Source organism: Neorhizobium sp. NPDC001467, from assembly GCF_050275975.1.
Taxonomy (GTDB): Bacteria; Pseudomonadota; Alphaproteobacteria; order Rhizobiales; family Rhizobiaceae; genus Neorhizobium.
On the sequence record NZ_JBNNPS010000004.1, the window covers coordinates 1 to 22,786 of the forward strand.

General features: G+C 62.1%; 12 protein-coding genes and 1 tRNA gene. 9 read left to right on the plus strand and 4 right to left on the minus strand.

Features of this window, described 5'->3' with window-relative positions:
- Nucleotides 1-7: 7 nt before the first annotated feature.
- A tRNA-Met gene (locus ACQKKX_RS10430) sits at nucleotides 8-84 on the plus strand.
- Nucleotides 85-319: 235 nt separating this feature from the next.
- Here ACQKKX_RS10430 and ACQKKX_RS10435 read toward each other — a convergent pair.
- Nucleotides 320-2,509 carry a malate synthase G gene (locus ACQKKX_RS10435; protein ID WP_427570629.1) on the minus strand — a complete coding sequence of 730 codons (2,190 nt, stop codon included), beginning with the start codon at nucleotides 2,507-2,509 and terminating at the stop codon, nucleotides 320-322.
- 229 nt (nucleotides 2,510-2,738) lie between these two features.
- Nucleotides 2,739-3,011 carry a helix-turn-helix transcriptional regulator gene (locus ACQKKX_RS10440; RefSeq protein WP_427570630.1) on the minus strand — a complete coding sequence of 91 codons (273 nt, stop codon included), beginning with the start codon at nucleotides 3,009-3,011 and terminating at the stop codon, nucleotides 2,739-2,741.
- Between the two features lie 148 nt (nucleotides 3,012-3,159).
- Here ACQKKX_RS10440 and ACQKKX_RS10445 point away from each other — a divergent pair, with 148 nt between their 5' ends.
- The 8 genes from ACQKKX_RS10445 to ACQKKX_RS10480 all read left to right on the plus strand — a co-directional run bounded on the left by ACQKKX_RS10445 (nucleotide 3,160) and on the right by ACQKKX_RS10480 (nucleotide 13,766).
- Nucleotides 3,160-6,069 (plus strand): monovalent cation/H+ antiporter subunit A, encoded by a 2,910-nt coding sequence (locus ACQKKX_RS10445; protein WP_427570889.1) that lies wholly within the window; start codon nucleotides 3,160-3,162, stop codon nucleotides 6,067-6,069.
- Nucleotides 6,069-6,407, plus strand: a complete 339-nt coding sequence (locus ACQKKX_RS10450; protein ID WP_427570631.1) for a Na+/H+ antiporter subunit C — start codon at nucleotides 6,069-6,071, stop codon at nucleotides 6,405-6,407. Before ACQKKX_RS10445 ends, ACQKKX_RS10450 begins: the two co-directional genes overlap by 1 nt.
- Entirely contained in the window at nucleotides 6,404-8,038 is a 1,635-nt protein-coding gene (locus ACQKKX_RS10455; protein ID WP_427570632.1) for a monovalent cation/H+ antiporter subunit D, read from the plus strand. The genes ACQKKX_RS10450 and ACQKKX_RS10455 overlap by 4 nt, the downstream gene beginning before the upstream one ends.
- Nucleotides 8,038-8,514: a Na+/H+ antiporter subunit E gene (locus ACQKKX_RS10460; RefSeq protein WP_427570633.1), complete on the plus strand. Its 477-nt coding sequence runs from the start codon at nucleotides 8,038-8,040 to the stop codon at nucleotides 8,512-8,514. The genes ACQKKX_RS10455 and ACQKKX_RS10460 overlap by 1 nt, the downstream gene beginning before the upstream one ends.
- Nucleotides 8,511-8,792 (plus strand): K+/H+ antiporter subunit F, encoded by a 282-nt coding sequence (locus ACQKKX_RS10465; protein ID WP_427570634.1) that lies wholly within the window; start codon nucleotides 8,511-8,513, stop codon nucleotides 8,790-8,792. Before ACQKKX_RS10460 ends, ACQKKX_RS10465 begins: the two co-directional genes overlap by 4 nt.
- Nucleotides 8,792-9,154, plus strand: a complete 363-nt coding sequence (mnhG, locus tag ACQKKX_RS10470; protein ID WP_427570635.1) for a monovalent cation/H(+) antiporter subunit G — start codon at nucleotides 8,792-8,794, stop codon at nucleotides 9,152-9,154. Before ACQKKX_RS10465 ends, mnhG begins: the two co-directional genes overlap by 1 nt.
- Before the next feature lie 111 nt (nucleotides 9,155-9,265).
- A complete protein-coding gene (locus tag ACQKKX_RS10475; RefSeq protein WP_427570636.1) occupies nucleotides 9,266-10,621 on the plus strand; it encodes an FAD/NAD(P)-binding protein in 1,356 nt (451 codons plus the stop codon).
- Between the two features lie 121 nt (nucleotides 10,622-10,742).
- Complete coding sequence (locus tag ACQKKX_RS10480; RefSeq protein ID WP_427570637.1) at nucleotides 10,743-13,766, plus strand: PAS domain-containing protein; 3,024 nt, start codon at nucleotides 10,743-10,745, stop codon at nucleotides 13,764-13,766.
- 58 nt (nucleotides 13,767-13,824) lie between these two features.
- On the opposite strand, the gene ACQKKX_RS10485 is transcribed toward ACQKKX_RS10480, so the two are convergent.
- Entirely contained in the window at nucleotides 13,825-15,855 is a 2,031-nt protein-coding gene (locus tag ACQKKX_RS10485; protein ID WP_427570638.1) for a glycosyl transferase, read from the minus strand.
- Nucleotides 15,856-15,987: 132 nt separating this feature from the next.
- Complete coding sequence (locus tag ACQKKX_RS10490) at nucleotides 15,988-22,671, minus strand: beta strand repeat-containing protein (protein ID WP_427570639.1); 6,684 nt, start codon at nucleotides 22,669-22,671, stop codon at nucleotides 15,988-15,990.
- Nucleotides 22,672-22,786 lie beyond the last annotated feature (115 nt).

Consider the following 22,786-nt stretch of genomic DNA (forward strand, 5'->3'; position numbering starts at 1 on the left):
TTGGTGACGCGGGGTGGAGCAGCCCGGTAGCTCGTCAGGCTCATAACCTGAAGGCCGCAGGTTCAAATCCTGCCCCCGCAACCAAAAACATCCACACACATGAACAAACCCATCCCGCAGCCAAAAAGCCGCAAAGCCAACAACGCCGCTTCCTGAGGCGGAAAAGGGCGAGGCGGCGGCAAACATGTTTCCTAGACGGGGCGACTGGCCACCAATGCCGATCAACGCTCCGCACAATGCTGTTGGCGTGCATGCGGTTCGCCCGCAAAGGACGTGCGAGCCGTCCCGCAAAAAGTGACGGAGCGAAACTGCCATTGTGTCAGTTGCGGTCCACCTCGACGGCTGATCCCATCGTCTTCGCCTTCATCCGCCAGCGATGCAGAACGGGTTCGGTATAGCCGTTCGGCTGTTCACGGCCATCGAGCACCAGGTCGAGCGCGGCTCGAAAAGCCGCTGATTTTCCGAGATTAGCCGTCATCGGGCGATAAGCCGGATCGGTAGCGTTCTGCCGGTCAACGACTGCCGCCATTCGCTCCATCGTTTCCAGAACCTGCTCCCGCGAAAGCACCCCATGATGCAGCCAGTTGGCGATATGCTGGGCGGAAATGCGCAATGTCGCGCGATCTTCCATCAGGCCGATATTTTCGATATCGGGCACTTTCGAACAGCCTACGCCCCGATCGATCCAGCGGACCACATAACCCAGAATGCCCTGCGCATTGTTGTCGAGTTCGTGCTGTATTTCCTCTGCCGACCAGTTCGGACGCGAGGAGACCGGTACCGACAGGATATCGGACAAGGCTGCACGCCTCCGACCCCGTAGCCCTTTCTGGACCTGTTCGACATCGACCAGGTGATAGTGCGTGGCATGGAGGGTTGCGGCTGTCGGTGAGGGGACCCAGGCCGTAGTAGCTCCGGCTAAGGGATGAGCGATCTTCTGCTCGAGCATGGCGGCCATCAAGTCCGGCATCGCCCACATGCCCTTGCCGATCTGTGCGCGGCCGCTCAGGCCACAGGCGAGGCCGATATCGACATTCCAGTTCTCGTAGGCGGCGATCCAAGGCGCCTGTTTCATGTCGCCCTTCCGGATCATCGGACCGGCCTCCATGGATGTATGGATTTCGTCCCCGGTTCTGTCCAGAAAGCCCGTATTGATGAACACGACGCGGTCTTTTGCCGCGCGAATTGCTTCCTTCAGGTTGACCGTCGTACGCCGTTCCTCGTCCATGATGCCCATCTTGATGGTCGCCGGCGCCATTCCAAGCACCGCCTCGACCCGTCTGAAGATGTCGCAGGCGAAGGCCACCTCTTCGGGGCCGTGCATCTTGGGCTTGACGATATAGAGCGAACCGGCCGGCGAGTTCTGCCGCCGTCCGTTGGGACCAATGTCGTGCAGCGCGATCAGAGCGGTGATCACGGCATCCATGATGCCTTCGGGAATCGGCTCGCCATTGCGGTCGACAATGGCCGGGTTGGTCATCAGGTGGCCGACATTGCGCACCAGCATCAGCGACCGCGCGCGCAGCTGCAGGGCTGAACCGTCCGGCGCGCGATACGTGCGGTCGCAGTTGAGCTGCCGCACGAAAGACCGACCCTGCTTGGAAACCTCCTCGGTCAGGTCGCCCTTCATCAGTCCGAGCCAGTTGCGATAGACGACAACCTTGTCATGCGCATCGACAGCGGCAACGGAATCCTCGCAATCCATGATCGTAGTAATCGCCGCTTCGACCCGGATATCGGAAATATGGGCCGGATCGCCGCCGCCGATCGCCGTGCTGGGGTCCAGAACGATCTCGATGTGAAGACCGTGTCTTTTAAAAAGCAGCTGCGTGGGTGTAGCCTCATCGCCGAGATAGCCTGCAAATTGGAACGGATCGATCAGCGTTGTCGCGTTACCTCCGGTTAGCCTCACCACGAACGCCGCCTCGTTAATTTGAAATGAGGCCGCGTCAGCCCAGCTGGCGCCGAACAATGGCACGCTACGGTCCAGAAAATCGCGCGCCCAGGCGATTACTTTCGCACCGCGAGCGGGATTGTAGTCCTGCCGCCTCTCAGCGCCATCCGCCTCCGGGATCGCATCGGTGCCGTAAAGCGCATCGTAAAGCGAACCCCACCGGGCGTTCGCGGCGTTCAGAGCGTAGCGCGCATTCGTGACCGGAACGACGAGCTGGGGTCCGGCTATGACTGCGATCTCCGGGTCGACATTTTCGGTCGATACGGTGAAATCGGGCCCCTCCGGCAGCAGATAACCAATGTCGCGCAAAAAGCGTTCGTAGGCGGCCATGTCGGTCGGCGCACCGTTCTTACGATACCAGTCGTCGAGCTGTGCCTGAAGAGTATCGCGCTGCGCCAGAAGCGAGGCATTCCTTGGCGACAGGTCCTCGATCAGGCTTGCGAAGCCTTGAAAGAAACGGTCTTCGTCCAGTCCTGTGCCGGGCAGCGCTTCGGCGGTGAGAAAGGCCATGAGACCAGCGTCGATCCGAAGTCCGCATTTCTCGATCATCGACATTCTTCACCTCCGCTAATGTGTTTCGGCACAATCGACCCATGCGGAGCCGAACTCAACGAAAAAGTGAAGAAGGGATGGCGGACGACGGAGCATGACTGGTGTCGGCTGAGCTGCCGTCGCGGCGGTTACGCAATAGAGCGTCCGCCAAGGCGCTTACGAGTATGATCCAGCACCTAGGGCTGGGGCCGTAGCAACGGACCAAGCAGATGAATGATCGAACATGTCGTCGTTATGAACGAATGGCGTTGGCGGATGACCTTGAACATACGCCGTAACTGTCGCCGCCCATTCGAACGAACACCAGACCGGCACTCTCGAAGGCCTGACGCAACTGTGCTTCCGTTGCGCGATGCACATCATGCCGATCGCCTTCGTAGTCGCGAATGGTGCTACGGGATACGCCCGACCGCTCCGCGAGATCCGTCTGCGTCCAGTCGAGAAAACCGCGCGCGGCACGACAGAGTGCCGACGTTAATATCCTACCGTGATCGCCTTGACCCATCGCCTAAAGCTGCCCATATTGGTCGATATCTTTCATATATGGCATTTTCGATTCGTCGACCAGTGCCGCATCGGTGGTCTTCCATACAATTGGTCGAAATTGCCGCAGACAAAGGGGAACGGACATTGGGGTAACGTCGGGACCATATATCCTTGCCCTTCTGCTCATGCTCCCCTTCGTTGGAAGTCTGTTATGCGCAGTGCTGCTGAACAGTTCATCTCGCAGCCTGCCCTCGCTGATTGCCGGCGTCGCCGCCCTTGGATGTCTGGCGGCGTCGATTTCAGCCTACCCGGCGATCGCCTACGGTCAGGTCCTTCGCGCCAAGTTGCAGTGGCTTCCTCAATTCGGTCTGGATTTCGCGCTGCGGATGGACGGGTTCGCCTGGCTGTTCTGCGTAATGATCAGCGGCATCGGTTTCCTCGTCGTCGTCTATGCGCGATACTATATGTCCGAAGACGACCCGGTTCCGCGGTTCTTCTCCTTCCTTCTTGCCTTCATGGGGGCGATGCTCGGAATCGTCATCTCGGGCAATGTCATTCTGCTGTCGGTCTTTTGGGAGCTGACGAGCATTTTCTCCTTCCTGCTCATCAGCTACTGGCACAATAACGCGGCGGCCCGTGACGGCGCCCGTATGTCGCTGACGATTACCGGCATTGGCGGTTTCTGTCTTCTGATCGGCGTCCTGTTGCTGGGCAACATCGTCGGCAGCTATGATATCGACAAGATCCTGGTTTCGGGCGACATCATCCGCAGCCATCCGCTCTATCTGATGGCGCTGATCTTCATCCTGCTTGGCGCATTGACAAAGAGCGCGCAGTTCCCGTTCCATTTCTGGCTGCCGAACGCGATGTCCGCACCGACGCCGGTTTCGGCCTTCCTTCATTCCGCCACGATGGTGAAGGCGGGCGTCTTCTTGCTCGCCCGCTTTTGGCCGGCCCTTGCGGGCAGCTACGAATGGTTCGCACTTGTCGGGGCAGCCGGGGTCATCACGCTGTTGCTCGGCGCCTATTTCGCCATGTTCCAGCAGGACCTGAAAGGGCTGCTGGCCTATTCCACGATCAGCCACCTCGGTCTGATCACGACGCTTCTCAGCCTGGGCAGCCCGCTGGCGACGGTCGCTGCCATTTTTCACATGGTCAACCATGCCACGTTCAAGGCATCGCTGTTCATGGCAGCAGGCATCATAGACCACGAGACCGGCACGCGCGACATGCGGCGATTGAGCGGGCTTTATACATTCCTGCCAATCACCGGTACCCTCGCCATGGTGGCCAGTGCGGCAATGGCCGGTGTGCCGCTTTTGAACGGTTTTCTTTCCAAGGAAATGTTTTTTGCCGAGGCGGTGGAAACGCATGCCGATTCCATCCTCGACCGGGCGCTGCCCTATATTGCAACGCTGGCGGGCGCATTCAGCGTCGCCTATTCGCTGCGATTCATTCATACGGTGTTCTTCGGCAAGCCGCCGGTTGACCTGCCCAAGCCCGCGCCGCATGAAGCGCCGCGCTGGATGCGGTTTCCCATCGAGATCCTGGTCGTCATATGCCTGATCGTCGGCATCGTGCCGTCGCTCTCGATCGGACCCTTCCTGCATGTGGCGGTCACCAGCGTGCTGGGTGACCGGACACCGGAATACAGCCTGTCGATATGGCACGGTTTTAGCCTGCCACTGGTCATGAGCATGGTTGCGCTGGCCGGCGGAGCGGCAATGTATGTGCTCCTGCGTCGCTACCTGGCATCCTGCGCCGATGGGCCGCCGGTGTTCAGGCGTCTACGCGGACAGCGCATCTTCGAGCGCGTTCTGGTCGAGGTATCATGGCGCTGGGCGCGACTGGCCGAACAGAGGCTCGGAACGCGCAAGCTGCAGCCGCAGCTCCGCTGGGTGGTGTTTACCGGCTTCTTCGCCGGCATGCTGCCCCTCGTTCTCTCCGGTTTCGAGCCACGTCCCTTCCTCTTTTCCGGCGTCGATCCGATGTTCGCGGTCGTCTGGGTCATTGGCCTATGCCTGGCGGTCGGCACGGCTTTCATGGCCAAATATCATCGATTGGCGGCGCTGGTCATGGTCGGCGGGGTCGGCCTGACCGTCTGCATCACCTTCGTCTGGCTGTCTGCACCGGACCTTGCCGTCACGCAGCTTTTGGTGGAGATCGTCACGACCGTTCTCATCCTGCTCGGTCTGCGCTGGTTGCCCAAGCGAAACGAGGGGGTCGACGATGCGATCACGCTTCGCGCCCGTTTCCGACGCTTCCGCGACCTGGCGCTCGCCATTGTTTGCGGCGTCGGCATGACTTTCGTTTCCTATGCGGTCATGACCATGCCGGTGCCGGATGCGATCGCGACCTATTTCCTCGAAAACGCTTACAGCCAGGGTGGGGGCCGTAATGTCGTCAACGTCATCCTGGTCGATTTCCGCGGCTTCGATACGCTCGGCGAGATCGCCGTTCTCGGCATCGTTGCGCTGACCGTTTATGCGCTGCTCCGGCGTTTCCGCCCGGCGGCCGACAGCATGAGCATGCCCGAACAGCAGCTGATCCAGAACCGTTTCGATGAGGAACGCCCCGAGCGTTCCGAAGGCGATACGGCGCGGGAATATCTGCTTATTCCATCGGTGATCATGCAGTGGATGTTCCCGGTCCTCATCACCTTTGCGGTCTATATTTTCATGCGGGGGCATGATCTGCCGGGTGGCGGTTTTTCGGCAGGCCTTACCTTGTCAATCGCCTTCCTCTTGCAATACCTGGCCGGCGGCACCCGTTGGGCTGAAGACCGTATCCGCATCCTGCCGCTTCGCTGGATGGGAGCCGGTATTCTCACCGCGACCCTGACCGGCATCGGTGCGTGGTTCCTCGGCTATCCGTTCCTCACGTCGCATTCGCGCTATATCGAACTGCCGGTGATCGGAAAAATGCCGGCCGCGACGGCTCTGCTGTTCGACCTTGGCGTCTTCCTGCTGGTGGTCGGATCGACGGTGCTGATCCTCGTCGCGCTGGCGCACCAGTCCATCCGTATCAATCGCCTGCGGGTGATCGAGACCGACAAGGCCAGGGGAGGGGATGCCTGATGGAAATCATCCTGTCCGCCGCGATCGGCGTCATGACCACGTGCGGCGTTTGGCTGCTTCTGCGGCCGCGCACCTATCAGGTGATCGTTGGACTTTCGATGCTGTCTTACGCCGTCAACCTGTTCATATTCGGCGTCGGCGGTGTGAAGACCAACGTGCCGCCTCTGCTGACCGATGACGCGGCAACGGCGGCGCTGGCCGATCCCGTGCCGCAGGCATTGGTGCTGACGGCCATCGTCATCGGCTTTGCAACGACTGCGCTCTTCCTCGTCGTGCTCCTGGCCTCGCGCGGGCTTACCGGCACCGATCATGTCGATGGCAGGGGAGACCGCAAGTGAACGGCTGGGCTCATCATCTCATCATCGCGCCCGTGCTGCTGCCGCTGGCCACCGCCGCTGTCCTTCTTCTGATCGATGAACGCAGCCGCATGCTGAAGGGTCTCGTCAGTCTTGCCGCTGCTTTGCTGCTGGTGGTCGTCTGCGGGGTTCTCTTCCGCATCGAGAGCGGCCCCAACGATTTCGAGCATGTCTATCTCCTCGGAAACTGGATGGCGCCGTTCGGCATCGTCCTCGTTCTCGATGGCCTGTCTGCCCTAATGCTGCTGCTGACTTCCCTGCTCGGGCTTGCGGCGCTGGTTTATTCGCTGGCTCGCTGGCACACGGTCGGCGCGCATTACCATACGATGTTCCAGCTGCTGCTGACGGGAGTGAACGGCGCGTTTCTGACGGGCGATCTCTTCAATCTCTTCGTATTTTTCGAGGTGATGCTGGCAGCATCCTACGGCTTGCTGCTGCACGGGTCCGGTCCGCTTCGGGTGAAGGCCGGCATGCACTACATCGCCATCAACCTTGCCGCGGCACTCCTGTTTCTGATCGGCGTCAGCCTCATCTACGGCACCACCGGCACGCTCAACATGGCCGATCTCGCGGCGCGCATTCCCGATATCGAACCGGATCGCCGCATGCTGATGGAAGCCGGTGCCGGGGTTCTCGGGATCGCCTTCCTTATCAAGGCCGGCATGTGGCCGCTCTGTTTCTGGTTGCCGACCGCCTACAATGCCGCCTGCGCGCCGGTCGCCGGTGTCTTCGCCGTTTTGAGCAAGCTCGGGATCTATGTCATCCTGCGGCTGACCATGCTTCTCTTCGGGGACGGGCCGTCGGCGGGCTTCGGCTCGCTCGTCCTGCTTTATGGCGGCATCGCGACCCTTCTCTTCGGCATTATCGGTGTGCTGGCCTCGCAGGCGCTTGGGAGGCTCGGCGGCTTTTCGGTTCTCGTGTCGTCGGGTACGCTCCTGATGGTTCTCGGCATCAATGACGGGGGCGTCTCCTCGGGTGCGCTTCTCTATCTGGTCAGTTCCACACTGACGATCGGCGCCTTCTTTATGCTGATCGAACTCGTCGAGCGTGGTCAGGATGCCGGCGCAAACGTTCTTGCCGTGACAATGGAAGCCTATGGCGATGCCGATGAGGATGCGCCGGAGGAAGGTGATGGCGTCACCATGCCCGGCACGATGGCCATTCTCGGGACCTGCTTTGCGGCCTGCGGCATTCTTTTGGCCGGCCTGCCACCGCTTTCCGGATTCGTTGCCAAATTCGCCATGCTTTCCGCCATGATGGGGACGGGCGCGATCGGCGTTCCACCGACAGCAGCCGTCTGGGCGCTGATTGCGCTGGTCATCCTCTCGGGCGTCGCCTCGCTGATCGCCATGACGCGCGCCGGCATCCGGACGTTCTGGAGTTCGATCGAAGGCACCGTGCCGCGTGTTCTTGTGATCGAGATCGTACCGGTCATGTTTCTTCTCGGGCTGACCCTGGTTCTGACGGTTCAGGCCGGGCCGGCAATGCAGTATATGGACACCACAATCCGAACCTTGGCCAATCCATCGAACTATATTGACGCGGTCAGGAAGGCGAGTGTCGTTCCGGACTTCGACGATCAGGCGAACCTTACGAGGGAGGGCGCCGACTGATGCTGCCCTATCCGCTCCTTACGGTTTCGCTCACGCTCATGTGGCTCATGCTCAGCGGTTTTACGCCCGGCCAGTTCGTTCTGGGCGCGCTGGTTGCCACGTTCTCCTCCTGGGCTATGGCTTCGCTGCGACCGGAAAAACCGAAAATCCGCAAATGGCACCTTCTGCCGAAGTTGGTAGCCATCGTGTTCTTCGACATCATTCGCTCGAACATCGCCGTGGCCGCGGTCCTGCTGCTTGGCCGCAGAAAAGGACGTCAGTCCGGATTTCTCGTCATTCCGCTTGAAATCGAGGATCGAACCGCGCTTGCGGTACTGGCGATCATCCTGACCAGCACGCCAGGCTCCGCCTGGCTGGAATACGACCAGCATGATCGAACCGTTCTCATCCATGTCCTCGATCTGGTCGATAAGTCGGAATGGATCGATCTCGTCAAAAACCGTTACGAGAAGCTCCTGATGGAGATATTTGCATGAGCGCAATCATCATCTTCACGGCCGTATCATTGGCTCAACTGATGATCGGGGCCGCCATGGCGATCGCGGCGTTGCGGACGTTTCGCGGTCCGCGGGCGCAGGATCGGATCATTGGTCTTGATACGCTTTATGTGAGCGCCATGCTGCTGCTGGTCACCTTCGGTATCGGCACGGGTCGCGTCGTCTATTTCGAGGCGGCGCTGGTCATCGGCATGTTGGGCTTCGTCTCAACATGCGCACTGGCGAAATTCCTGATGCGCGGCGAGGTGATCGAATAATGGGTTTCGTTGTCGATATTCCGCTCTGGGGAGCCGTCGCCGTTGCCTTCTTTCTGCTCGTGGGCGCGTCGCTGACGCTGATCGGAGCGATCGGCCTTTTGCGGATGCCGACCTTCTACGAACGGATCCATGCCCCGACCCTCGGCACGAGCTGGGGGATCGGCGGCATCATGCTGGCGTCGATGATCTATTTCACCCTCTCTTCACAGCGATTGGTCGTCCACGAAATACTGATCGGCATCTTCGTGACCATCACGACGCCGGTGACGCTGATGCTGCTGGCGCGCGCAGCGCTCCACCGGGACCGCGCCGAAAGAGACGAGACGGTTCCCAGCAAGTTGCATCACGAGCACGACAACTGACCCCATCACGGTCGGGTGCTGACCTTGAAGCTTCGGCAAGGGGTTCTATGCTTCTCCCTGACGCTGCTTCGGTCCGATGGAGCGCTGGGCGATGCAGATGATGGAGACCCGATGCTGTACGATGTGGTTGTTGTCGGATCCGGTTTTTCGGCGATCGCCGCCACGATCAATCTTTTAAAGGCGATGCCCGACGGTGCATCCATAGCGGTTGTCGGCGATGATGCCGGTTTTGGACGCGGCACCGCCTACCGTACCGAATTCCATCTTCACCGCCTGAACGTCCCCGCCGCGCGCATGAGCGTCTTCTGCGACGAGCCCGACGATTTTCGACAATGGCTTGCTGCAAACGGACGCACCGCCGACGCTCAGGTCTTTGCATCGCGCGGCGATTACGGGCTTTATCTGCGTGACAGATTTGCGGCCCTGTTGCGGGAGCGACGGCAAGGCTTGCAACTGGATTTCATCCGGGCGAAGGCAACGCGCTGTGTACCTCGATCCGGCCGTGGCCATTCCTTCGAGCTGACAACCGGCGCCAGGCTTGATGCAGCCTCGGTCATTCTTTGCCTTGGCCTTGGTAATGCCGAAGTGCCGGTTCGTAGCGGGCAAGCCGGTAATCGCATTGTTGAAAACCCCTGGCGCCTAAGCTGGCTGTCGGACGTCAAGCCCAATGACGACGTCTGCATTCTCGGTTCGGGCCTGACCATGATCGACCAGGTCCTTGCCTTGCGCGAGCGGGGCCACCGGGGCCGTATTCATGTTCTGTCCCGCCGTGGGCTTGTCCCTCTTTCGCATGCCGAGGAGCCCATGAACCCGGTTGCGCCGCAACTGCCGCAGGAGCGCGCCATCAGCGCGATCCTTGCCGCGTTGCGCAGGCAGGTCAGGGCAGGAGCAGACTGGCATGCCATCATGGATGGGCTGCGCCCGCAGACCCAGGCGTTGTGGCAATCCCTTAGTCAGGATCAGCGGTCGCGTTTCCTGCGTCATGGATTGGCCTGGTGGAATATCCACCGCCACCGCCTGGCGCCACCGGTACGCCAGCGCTTCGAGGCTCTGACGAAGGCGACTGTCAGCGTGAACGCCGGTTTCCTCGAGAGAATGGAAGAGGATCGAGATCGCGTCCGGATTTCCTTCCGAAGGCGCGGCAGCGCCCGGGTGGAGGAAATCGTGGCCGACCGTGTGGTCAACTGTACCGGCATGGAGCGGGCCGGACTGAAACATTCTCCGCTTCTTGTGTCCATGCAGCAGGATGGGCTCCTGCGGCCGGATCCGCTTGGTCTCGGTATTGCCGTCGATGCGGCGTCCCAGGTTCGAGACGCCGACGGTAGGGTTCAGCACGGTCTGTTTGCGGTCGGAGCGCTGACTGCTGGACAGTTCTGGGAAATCACTGCGGTTCCCGACATTCGGGTACAGGCAAGAGACGTGGCCGAGAAGATAGCGGCAGACAATAGCGTTCCGGACGAAATCTGATCGGCCTTTTCGGCGTTTCCCGACCGTCACACGGTCTGACCGGCTATGCTGTTGTACGCCAGACCTGCGGATGTTATGAGCGCCAAGCTATTTTACGCATTGGTGTCAAGTTTTCCGTTCCATGGATACTCTGAATTCTCCGCCGCTTGTCTTTATCGATGGCGACAATATCATCACCGGATGGTCGGACGGCGCGCGGCGTCTTCTCGGCTATACGGATGCGGATGTGCTCGGCAAACGCTATGACGAGCTTCGCAGCAGTTCCGAGCGGACGTTCATCGCCGCGGACGGACGGATCGTCAGGCTGATCGCCACCGAAGTCCCCGCCCCCAACGGAGCGACGGTCATCACCCTTCGGGCCGCTGATCGGCTCGCCATGCAGGAACAGCTTGAACTGACGCTGGCCAATACCGACGTCATCGGGTCCTGGGACTGGAACCTGCAAAATGACAGCGTTGTCGCCGACCGGCGTTTTGCGGAGACATTCGGGGTCGATCCGCAGGCTGCGGCAGCCGGGCTTCCGCTTCACGCCTTTGTGTTCAACATCGATGCCGCAGACCGGGATCGCGTCTCCGCCGATATTGCCCATACGATCGCGACAGGGGAAGCCTTTCTCAGTGAATACCGCGTGCACCATGCCGATGGATCGATCCGCGACGTTGCGGCCCGCGGCCGTTTGATTGTCAACGAACAGGGCAAGGCAATCCGTTTTCCGGGCATGCTGTTCGATATTACCGCCAGGCGTCGCGCCGAACGGGCCGCCGCCAAGTACGACGAGCGCTATCGTTTGCTGTTCCAGGCGCTGGATGACGGTTTCTGTGTCATCAAGATGATCTGGGACGAAGATGGCACGCCTGTCGACTATATCTTCCTCGAGGTCAATTCGTCGTTCGAACGGCAGACGGGCATCCTCAACGCCGCCGGTCGCCGCATGCGCGATATCGCGCCAAATCATGAGCAGCACTGGTTCGATACCTATGGTCGGGTAGCGCGCAATCAGGAGAAGATCACGTTCGAAAACGTGGCGGAAGCGCTGGGCAAATATTATGACGTCCAGGCCTTCCCGGTCGATGGGCCGGAATCCGGCCATGTTGCAGTCCTGTTTTCCGACAGAAGCGAAAAGAAACAGGCGGAAAATGCCTTGCGCGCCAGCGAGGCGGAATTCCGCACGTTGTCGCAATCGGTTCTCAATCATATCTGGATCGCCAAGCCGGATGGCGAGGCAATCTGGTTCAACGATCGCGTCTATGAATATCTCGGCGTCGAGCCGGGGTCATTTACGAACAGCATTCGTCCGTTCGTGCATCCCGACGATCTTCCCCAAGCCTTGACCGCCTGGCAGGTGGCACTGACCAGCGGTCAGATTCTGCAGACCGAATATCGCATTCTGCGCAAGGACGGGACCTTTCGCTGGCACGTCGTGCGCGCCGTGCCGGTGCGCGACCCACGCGGCATCATTCAGCGCTGGATCGGCACGAATACGGATATCGAGCATTCCAAGCGCAATGAAGAGGCGCTTGCCTCCCTCAATGCCACGCTCGAGGAGAAGATCGAGGAGCGCACCCAGGAATTGATCGTGTCGCAGAAGGCGCTGCAACAGGCTCAGAAAATGGAAACCATTGGCCAACTGACCGGTGGAGTGGCCCATGATTTCAACAACCTCCTGCAGGTTGTCGCAGGCAATCTGCAGCTCCTGGCCAAGGATGTGGCGGGCAACGAGCGGGCCGAGCGGCGCGTTTCGAACGCCATGGCCGGCGTCAGCCGCGGCGCCAAGCTCGCAAGCCAGCTTCTCGCCTTCGGTCGCCGGCAGGCGCTGGAACCCAAGGTCATCAATATCGGCCGCTTCCTCAACGGGATGGAAGACCTGCTGCGTCGCTCGATCGGCGAATCCGTCGAGGTCGAGGTCATTGCCGCCGGCGGGCTGTGGAACACCTTTGCCGATCCGACCCAGGTCGAAAATGCGGTCCTCAATCTGGCCATCAATGCACGCGACGCGATGGACGGGTCCGGCAAGCTGACGATCGAAGTCGGTAATGCCTCTCTCGATCAGGATTACGCGCGCTCGCATGCGGAGGTCGAGCCGGGCCAGTATGTCATGATCGCCGTCTCTGATACGGGCTCGGGCATGTCGGACGGAATCATTGAAAAGGTTTTCGAACCGTTCTTCTCGACCAAGCCGGAAGGCAAGGGGACGGGCCTTGGCCTTTCCATGGTCTACGGGTTCGTCAAGCAGTCCGGCGGCCACGTCAAGATCTACAGCGAGGTCGGGCATGGCACCACGGTGCGCGTCTACCTGCCGCGGGCGCTCGCCGACGAGGATCGCGAGATCGTCGTTCACAACGGCCCGATCGTCGGCGGCACCGAAACGGTGCTCGTCGTAGAGGACGACGACGAAGTTCGTGCCACCGTGGTCGAGACGCTGGCCGATCTCGGCTACCGGGTCCTCACCGCGCGCGACGCGCAGGCCGGCCTGACGGTGGTGGAAAGCGGCATTCCCATCGATGTCATATTTACCGATGTTGTCATGCCAGGGCCGCTCAAGAGCCGTGAAATGGCGCGGCGGGCCAAGGAGCGGCTTCCCAATCTCGTTGTTCTGTTTACATCGGGCTACACGGAAAATTCGATCGTGCATGGCGGCAAGCTAGACGCCGGCGTCGAGCTCTTGTCGAAACCTTACACGCGAGAGGCGCTCGCTCGCCGCCTGCGCCATCTGATCACCAACCAGAAGCAGCAGCAACTGGCGTCGGCACCGAAAGTGCCGGCGATAACCGCATCCGCTGTCGATAACGCACCGGCCGTCCTGCCGCTTACGATCCTGGTCGTGGAGGACGACGCGCTGATCCGCGTCAATACGGCGGAAATGCTGGCTGATCTCGGACATCGGGTTCTTGATGCCGGCACCGCCTGCGAAGCGATCGCGATGCTCGAGCGCGGCGGCATCGATCTCATCGTCACCGATCTTGGTCTGCCCGACATGAACGGGCACGAGCTTGCCGGCAAGGCGCGAGGCCTGTGGCCTGATATCGCCGTGGTCTACGCGACCGGTGACGCCTCCGTCCCCGACGATGTTCCGGGCGCGGTGCTTTTGGGCAAGCCGTACGACGAGGCGACCTTGAAGGCCGCAATTCTGAAAGCCGTTCGCTAAGGACAAAGGACCGGCCCGGTCGAGGCCCGCGTCCGCCGCCGTGCGTGAGCCTGATCGCTCAACCGGGCGCACCTGGCCAAAGGCGCGTGTCGTTCGGCAGGTGTGAGAAGGCGTCCCACTCGATCAGGGCCTGTCGGTAGCGCTCCGCGTGGCGGCCTTCGTCCTCGAACGCATCGCCATGCTGCGTCAGTTCGGCGCCGATTTCGTAATAGACGTCGAGATTGCGAAGGTCGGGTACCGGCGTTTCGCCGCGTTCCGCCTCTGCCTGCATCTGCCAGAATAGCGCCTCCAGGCGGCGAGCCAGGGCCGGAATATCGCGCAGGACGCTGGTGTCACGCTGCTGCTGCAGCGATGCCCTTACCCTGGCCAGCGCGGCACGGTCGGCGAAATACCCGATGGCACGCGCGACATACGCTTCCGGCGTGGCACAGACCATTTCGGCTATGCCCGCCGCGCTGACGATGCTGCCGCAGAAACGGGCGGCGAAGCTCTTACCCGGCATGGTCAGGATCGGCAGGCCAGACGTTATGGCATCGGCTGCCGTCGAATGGGCGCCATAGGGGAACGTATCGAGGAAAAGGTCAGCCAGTCCGATCCGGGCCAGATGTTTCGGGTTCGGGGCCTTCGGAGCAAAGACGATGCGTGCGGGGTCTATGCCGGCCTTCTCCGCTTCTGCCAAAAGACGCCTGTTGACCTCGTCTTCACCGGAAAGCAGCCATAACAGGCTGCCCGGCGTGGCATTCAGGATCGTCATCCAGCGGGCAAAGACTTCGGCGGTGATCTTCTGCATGCCGTTGAAGCAGGCATAGACGAACGCATCCTGCGGCAGGCCGACATCGGCGCGCGAAACCCCCGAGGCGATCTCGCGCTTGCGGTCCAGCGGCTGGTTGCACGCAATCCGCAGGACCTTTTCGGAGTAATAGATCTCGTCCTGCGGCCGAATGATGAAAGGGTCGGCGATCATGTATTGATGGAAGGGGCTGCCCATCGAGCCCGGATAGCCGCAGAAATTGACGATGACCGGCGCGGGACGGTAGGCGAAGATCCTGGTGCGGGCGTGTTTCGTGTAGCCATTCACGTCGATGAGGATATCGATGTCGTCATCCGCGATCAGGCGCGCTGCCTCCTCGTCGGTAAGCGCGGCAATTTCCCGCCAGCATGCGACCGCCGCCTTCATGCGTGTCTGCGTGGCATCGCCCTGCACCGGGTCGCCGCAATAATAGGCATAGATCTCGACGCTCGATTTGTCGTGAAGCTCCAGTACTTCGCGCAAGGCGAAACCGACAGCATGGTCACGCAGGTCCGAGGATACGTAGCCGACGCGCAGGCGTTGGCCGGTACCGCTCTTCTGTTTGACCGTCTTGCGCGGGAATGCACTGATATCCGGTCGACCGACCAGCGATTTGTTGTAGCGGTAGGCCTTGGCGAGTTGAAACATCGGGTCGTCGGAATAACAGCCGAGCGCCAGCGGTGACATCGCATCGAGCAGTTGCCGCTTGGTGACATGGTCCGACGAGACGATGATGGGCCACTTGCATTGCCGCTGTCTGAGAGCGGTCCAGTGCTGCCCGGCCTCGGTCTTGTCGGGGCGAAGTTCGATCGCCTGCCACAGCGTCTGTTCCGCATCCTCCAGCAGGTTGGCGTTTTCCATCACCCGGCCCACATGCTGCAGCGCCATCAGGCGGTAGGCGACGCGCTCCGCCGTGCTGTCGGCCGTCTGTTCGATAAACTGCCGCCATTGCTGGATGGCCTGCACGGCGAGGCCCGCATCCTCATAGGCGCGCCCGAGGTTGATGTGGCCGGGGCCGAAACGTCCATCGAGCGTAACGCAACTCTTAAGCGCGTTGATTGCGCCAGTAACATCTCCAAGCTGGCGAAGGATGACCGAGTAATTGAAACAGGCGAGATGCACGAATGGATTGCCGTCGTTGAAAGCGATCCAGGCCTTGTAGATTTCCGCCGCCTCCGCCTTGTGGCCGGCGGCGCTGCGGCCTTCGGCAACCCGGAAAAGATCGGCCAGCGTCATTTTCTGGGCGCGCGCAAGCTCGATGATGTCGGCCAGTGTCGGGGCGATAGTGGTCTCGGTCATGAATAGCGAAGTCTCATGATTCTGCGACCTGACGGCCGGCGTTGCAACCATATGCGATCGGTTGAAACGCTGTAGCCGGGCCGGCTTGCCAAAGGCAAGCCGTTGCAGACATCATCCAGCCGATGTGACGCGTCAGACCGCCAGATAGGACGAAATGATCGACGCCACGTCGTCGGTCTGGCCGTCAGAGCTTGGGAGCGTCTCGCTGCCGGTTGCCTCCGGCGTGTCCAGCGCGGCGTCAGGCGAGGCCTTTTCGGTCGCCGTAAGGGCCGCAGCGCCGGTCGTCCCGGAGGACGTGGAAGGGCTGGAGACCGAGATCCGACCGAGATCGTTTCTCTGCAACGCGGCGACCTGCGCGGAAGTCATGGCACCGATCTGGCCGGCGGTGAAAGCCTGGGCCTGGCTCGCGGGCAACGCTGAAAGCACGGCTGTGCTCAGACCGGAGATCGCCGTCGAACTGAGCGACATGATGTTTTCCGGCGAGAAGGCTGCCAGGTCGTCGGCGCCCAGCGCCGCCGCCTGGATGGCCGTCAACGCACTGACCTGACCCATGGTGAGCGAGCTGAGCTGGGTTGTCGTCATCGCAGCCACCTGATTGTAACCAAGCGCTGCCATCTGGCCGGTACTCAGCGCCGCAATGTCGGTGGTCTTCAGCGCGGCAACCACGGCTGTCGAAAGGCCGCGAATGGCGGCCGTATTAATCGCTGCCAGTTCTTCGGTCGAGAAAGTGGTCAGTTGCGATGTCGTGAGACCAGCCAGTCCGGACGATCCGAGTGCAGCAATCTGGGCAAGCGACAAGGCGTCGATCTGATCGTTGCTCAGCGCGCTGATCTGGTCGCTGCTCAGGCCTGCAATGCCGCCGGTGCCGAGCGCCGCAATTGCGCCGGGCGACAGGGTTGTAAGGAAGGCCGTCGACAGGCCCTTCATGCCGGTGGAACTGATGGCCGCCAGTTTGTCTGGGGTCAGAACGGCGAGTGCCGCCGCGCTGAAGCCGCTCAGGGCGTCCGAGGTCAGGCTGGCAATCTGGGCGGTCGACAGCGCGTTGACCTGTTCGAGCGTCAGTCCGGTCGTCTGCGTCATGCCGAGGCCGGCCATGCCGGCGGGGCTGATCGCGACCACCTGTGCCGGGGACAAGCTGGCAATATCGTCGGCCCCGAGCGCCGCCAGTTGCTTCGAACCGAGCGCCGCGATCTGGACGGTGGACAGTGCCTCGACCTGGTCCGTGCTCAATGCGCCAATCTGGCCGGTCGTCAGGCCGGATATGCCGCCGGGGCTGAGCGCCGTGATCTGACTGTTCGTCAACCCGGCGATCGTGCTTGTCGAGAGGCCGGCGATCGCGCTTGACCCGATGGCGCCGAATTCAGCAGGCGTGAAGGTGGCAAGATCGTCCGCGCCCAGGGCCGCGATCTGACGCGAATTCAGCGCGCCGATCTGTGTGCCGTTGAGTGCTTCGACCTGATGGCTGCTGAGGGCAACGATCTGGTCCGTGCTGAGCGCCGAAACCGCGGAAGCGCTTAAGGCAGCAACATGTGCGGTAGAAAGGCCGGCGATCACGCCGGTGGACAGGCCCGAAATCGCCATCGAGCTGATCGCGGCGAGTTCGGCAGTCGTGAACGTCTCGATCGCGTCCGCGCTCAGTGCCGCAAGCTGACGCGACGACAAGGCGCCGATCTGGGCGGCATTGAGTGCTTCCACCTGCTCGGTCTTCAGGGAGGAAATCTGCGTGCTGGAAAGGCCGCCGACGGCGGCCGTACCAAGGGCTGCCACCTGTGCGGTCGAGAGCGCCGCCAGGTCGTCAGTGCCGAATGCGGCGACCTGGCGCGCCGTCAGCGCGCCGATCTGGCTCGTGGTCAGCGCTTCAATCTGCTGGCTGTTCAATGCCTCGATCTGCGCTGTCGTCAGACCCGCAATGGCGGTGGCGCTCAGCGCGGCGATCTGGGCCGTGGACAGCGCAGCGATGGTCGCCGTCGGGAGACCCGCGATCGCACCGGATGTGATGGCGCCGATTTCGCCGGGCGTAAACGTGTCAATTGCGCCCGGTTTCAGGCCGCCCATCTGCGACGATTGCAGGGCAGCGATCTGGGCGCTGGCCAAAGCCTCGACCTGGCTGGTGCTGAGGGCGGCGACCTGCGCGCTCGACAGGCCGGCAATGCCGCCGGCGGCAAGAGCGGCAATCTGGGCTGTAGAGAGCAAGGCGATGCGGTCGGCGCCGAGAGCCGAGACCTGTTTTGAATCCAGTGCATGGATCTGCGCTGTCGTCAGGGCTTCGATCTGCCCGCTGGTCAGCGCTGTGATCAGTTCGCTGGTCAGCCCAGTGACGCCGCTGGCACTAAGCGCCGCGATCTGATCGGTCGACAGGGAGGAAAGAACGGCGGGCGACAGACCCGAAAGCGCGCCGGACGTGATCGCTGCCATGTCTTCGTCGGAGAATCGGGCAAGATCGTCGGCACCCAAGGCCGCGAGCTGCTTCGAGCCGAGTGCGGCGACCTGCGCGCTGGTCAGCGCTTCCGCCTGATCGGTGCTGAACGCCGCAAGCTGGGCTGTCGTCAGGCCGGCAATGCCACCGGTGCCGAGCGCCGCGATCTGCGCCGTCGACAGGATCGCCATGTCGTCGGCGCGTAGCGCTGCGACCTGGCGCGACGTCAAGGCGCCCAGCTGTGCCGTCGTCAACGCTTTCAACTGATCGCTGCCAAGTGCGGCGATACGGTCGGTGCCAAGCGCGGCTGTGCCGGCTGTGCTCAGGGCAGCAATCTGAAAGGTCGACAGCGATGCCAGGGTTTCCGCGCTTAAACCGCCAATCGCGCCGGCAGTGATGGCGGCGATTTCCCGCGTCGAGAATGTAGCGAGATCGTCGGTGCCGAAGGCGGCGATCTGCCCGGCGTTAAAGGCGGCGATCTGCGCGGTCGTCAGCGCCTCGGCCTGATCGGTGCCGAGGGCTGCAATCTGTCGCGTCGTCAGGCCGGTGATCCCAGCCGGGCTCAGCGCGGCGATCTGGCCCGTCGTCAGCAGGGCAAGCGTATCCGTGGATAGGCCCGAAATCGCGGAGGGGCTGATCGCCGCCATTTCCCGCGTCGTGAAAGTCGCAAGATCGTCCGCATCCAGAGCCGCAAGCTGCGCCGAATTGAGCGCAGCGATTTGTGCACTCGTCAGCGCCTCCACCTGGGCGGGGGTCATCGCGGCCATCTGCTTCGCAGTCAGGCCGGTAATACCCGTGGTGCTGAGCGCGGCGATCTGCCCGGTCGACAAAGCAGCGATGGTTTCCGTTGGCAGGCCGGCAAGCACGCCGGGCGTAATCGCGGCGATGTCCCTGCTCGAGAACTGGGCGATTTCGTCAGGCCCCAGAACGGCAAGCTGCCGGGACGTAAGTGCTGCGACCTGCGCGCTCGTCAATGCCTCGGCCTGGGCCGTGTTCAGGCTGGCAATCTGCTGCGAGCTGAGGCCGTTGATGCCCGACGAACTCAGGGAGGCTATCTGCGCGGTGGAAAGGGCCGCGATATCATCGGTTCCAAGGGCACCGATCTGTGCGGACTTCAGCGCGTTCATCTGGCGCGTTGTCAGGGCAGAAATCTGGTCGGTTCCCAGCGAATCGATCTGCTGGCCGGAAAGCCCGAGAATGCCGCCTGTGCTGATGGCTGCAATCTGCGCCGTCGTAAAGGCGGCAAGGTCGGCGGTTTCCAGTGCCGCAATCTGGCGGGAATTGAGGGCGGCGATCTGTGCCGTTGTCAGGGCTGCGATCTGGCCCGTGGTCAGGGCCGCGATCTGTTCGCTGCCAAGGCCCGACAGTCCGGCGGGGCTGAGCGCTGCGATCTGCGCGGATGACAGGCGTTCGATATCGTCGCCGAGGGCCGCCACCTGTATTCCGTTGAAGGCCTTGATCTGCGCGGCCGACAGCGCGTCGACCTGGCGCCCGGAAAGCGCATCGACCTGTGCCGTCGTTAGGCCGGTAATGGCAATCGTGTTCAGTGCGGCAACCTGCGCCGTCGACAGTGCAGCAATGACAGCCGGGCTCAGGCCCCCGATCGCCCTGTTGGTAAGGGCAGCGATCCCGGCGGTCGAGAATGCCGCGATGTCGTCGGGTTCGAGTGCCGAAAGCTGGGTAGAGGTCAGCACCCTGATCTGGGCCGAAGAGAGAGCCGAAAGCTGAGCGGAAGACAGCCTGTCAATCTGATGCGTCGTAAGGCCGGCCACGGCCTCGGTGCTCAGGGCCGCGATCTGGCCGGAAGACAGCGCCTCGAAAGCGCGCTCGCCAAGGCCTGCAGCGGCATTCTTGCTCAAGGCCGCGATTTCGGTCGTAGAGAACGTCGCCATGTCGTCGGCACCAAGACCCATGGCCTGGGTCGCGGTCAGCGCCTTGATCTGATTGATGGTGAACGCATCCACCTGGGCGGTACCGAGCGCCGCGACCTGATCCGACGTCAGGCCAGTGATCGCTCCAACGCTCAGTGCGGCGATCTGCGCGGTCGACAGGCCGGCAAAAATCTCGGGGCTGAGGCCGGCAATGGCACCGGAAGTCAGGGCCGCGATGTCGAGGGTCGAAAATGTTGCAAGGTCGTTGCTGTCGAGCACCGATAGCTGATCAGAGGTCATGACCCTGATCTGGGCGGGCGACAGCGCTTCGATCTGCGCGGTATTCATGACGTCGATAAGGTCGGTGGACAGCCGCGCGATCGCGGTCGTGCTCAGGGCAGCGATCTGGGTCGGCGAAAGAGCAGATACGAAGGCCGTGTCGATGGCGCCGATCTGACTGGTGTTGAGCGCCATGATGGCGCTGGAATGCAGCGCTGCGACCTGGACCGAAGAAAGGGCGGCCAAGGCTGCAGCGGTCAATCCCGGCATGGACCGGTTTGTGATGGCGGCGATGTCGTCGGTGGAAAAGGCGGCAATGTCGTCCGCGCCGAACGCGGCCAGCTGGGCCGATGTCAGGGCCTTTACCTGGACGGGCGTCATCGCTTCCGCCTGATCGACCGTAAACGCGGCGAAGTGCGCGGGTTTAAGCGCCGAAATCTGTGCCGTCGTCAGTGCGGCAATCTGTGCGGTCGTGAGGTTGGGGATCGAATCGGTGGTCAGGCCGGCAAGAGATTTGGCTGGAATGGCCGCCAATTCGGCGTCGGTGAGCGTGGCAAGATCGTCGGTGCCGAGCGCGGCGATCTGCGCGCCTTTCATTGCCGCGAAATGCGTGGCTGTCAGCGCGTCGACCTGCGTTGTCGACAATGTCGTGATCTGCAGGACGCTGAGCGCGCCCGCCTGCGAACCGGTGAGTGCGGCCACCTGAGCGGTGGACAAGGACGCGATGGCCCCCGTTCCAAGACCCGAGAGGGACTTGGGGGTGATCGCAGCAATCTTTTCAGGCGAGAGCGTGGCGACCTGTTCGCTGGTCATTGAGCCGATTTGACCGGCATTGAGCGCCCGGATCTGTGCTGCCGTCAGCGCATCGGCCTGGGCGGTCGTCAGGGCGGCAATCTGCAGCGCGCTCAGTCCTGCGATACTGCTCGTGCCGATCGATGCGATCTGCGTAAGCGACAGTCCGGCCATGGCCGACGTCGTCAGTCCCGCGATCGCCCTGCTGGAAATGGCGGCAATTTCCGCGTTCGTGAATGTCGCCAGGCGGTCGCCATCCAGAACGGCAAGCTGCGCGGCGGTGAGCACTTTCACCTGTTGAACCGTCAGGGCTTCGATCTGCTTCACCGACATGGCCTGAATCTGTGCCGTCGACAGGCCGACGATCGCGCCTGTGCTCAAGGCGGCAATCTGTTCGGGCGTCAACTTCGAGATGGCATCCTCGGAAAGGCCGGGGATTGCCCGGCTCGTCAGAGCTGCGATCTCCGCCGTCGAAAACGTGGCCAGGCCATCGGCATCAATGGCCGCGATCTGCGCCGAATTCAGCGACTTGACCTGGGTCACCGAGAGCGCCTCGATCTGGGCCGTGCTCATGGCCGCGATCTGCCCGGTCGTCAGCGTCGCGGTGGCGCCGGTGGCAAGTGCTGCGACCTGCCCGGTCGACAAGGCGACGACGAAACCCGGTCCCAATGCGGCGATCTGCGTCGCCTTGATCGCACTGATCTGCCCCGTCGTCAGGGCGGCGATCCGGTCAGAACCGAGATCGGCCAGAAGCGCAGGGTCCATCCCGGCAATGGCGTTTGCGTTGAGGGCGGCGATCTCTTCGCTGGAGAACGTGGAAAGACCGGCGGTGCCGAGCGCCCCAAGTTGCGCTGCCGTCAATTCTTTCGCCTGGGTCGCGGAAAGCGCTTCGACCTGCGCGACGGTCAGAGCCGCCATCTGGGCCGTCGTGAGGCTGCCGACGGACTTGGCGTTGAAGGCGGCGATCTGGGCGGTCGACAGCGAAGCCAGTGTTTCCGTGGTCAGGCCGGTGATTGCCCGGCTGCCAATCGAGGCGATATCCGCTGTCGAGAAAGTGGCAAGCTCTTCGGGGCCAAGAGCGGCGAGTTGCGCCGAGGTGAGGGCGGCGACCTGCGATTCCGTCAGCGCTTCGGCCTGCAAGGTCGAAAATCCGCCGATCTGCGTCGCCGTCATCGCAGCGACCTGGGCCGAGGTCAGGCTTTCGATCGCATTGGGGGCAAGGACAGTCAGCTGATCCAGCGACAGTCCGACGATCGCTGATTGGGAGATCGCGCGCAGCTGCTGGGAAGCGAGAATTTCGACGTCTTCCTTATCCAGCGCAGCAATCTGCGCCGAGGACAAGGCGCCGATCTGGCCGGTCGACAACGATGCCACATCTTCCGTCGACCAGGCAGCCACCGATGCCGTCGAAAGGGATCGGATCTGGCTCGGGCTCAGATTGGAAACGATCGAGGTCATATGAAAAGGTCCCGGAGCTGGATCGAAAACAGATGAAAAATGCGCGTATTCCTAGGTTTCGGTTTGGCATCGGCGCAAATGGCGACGTGCAACAGCGCTTCTGACCTCAACCCAA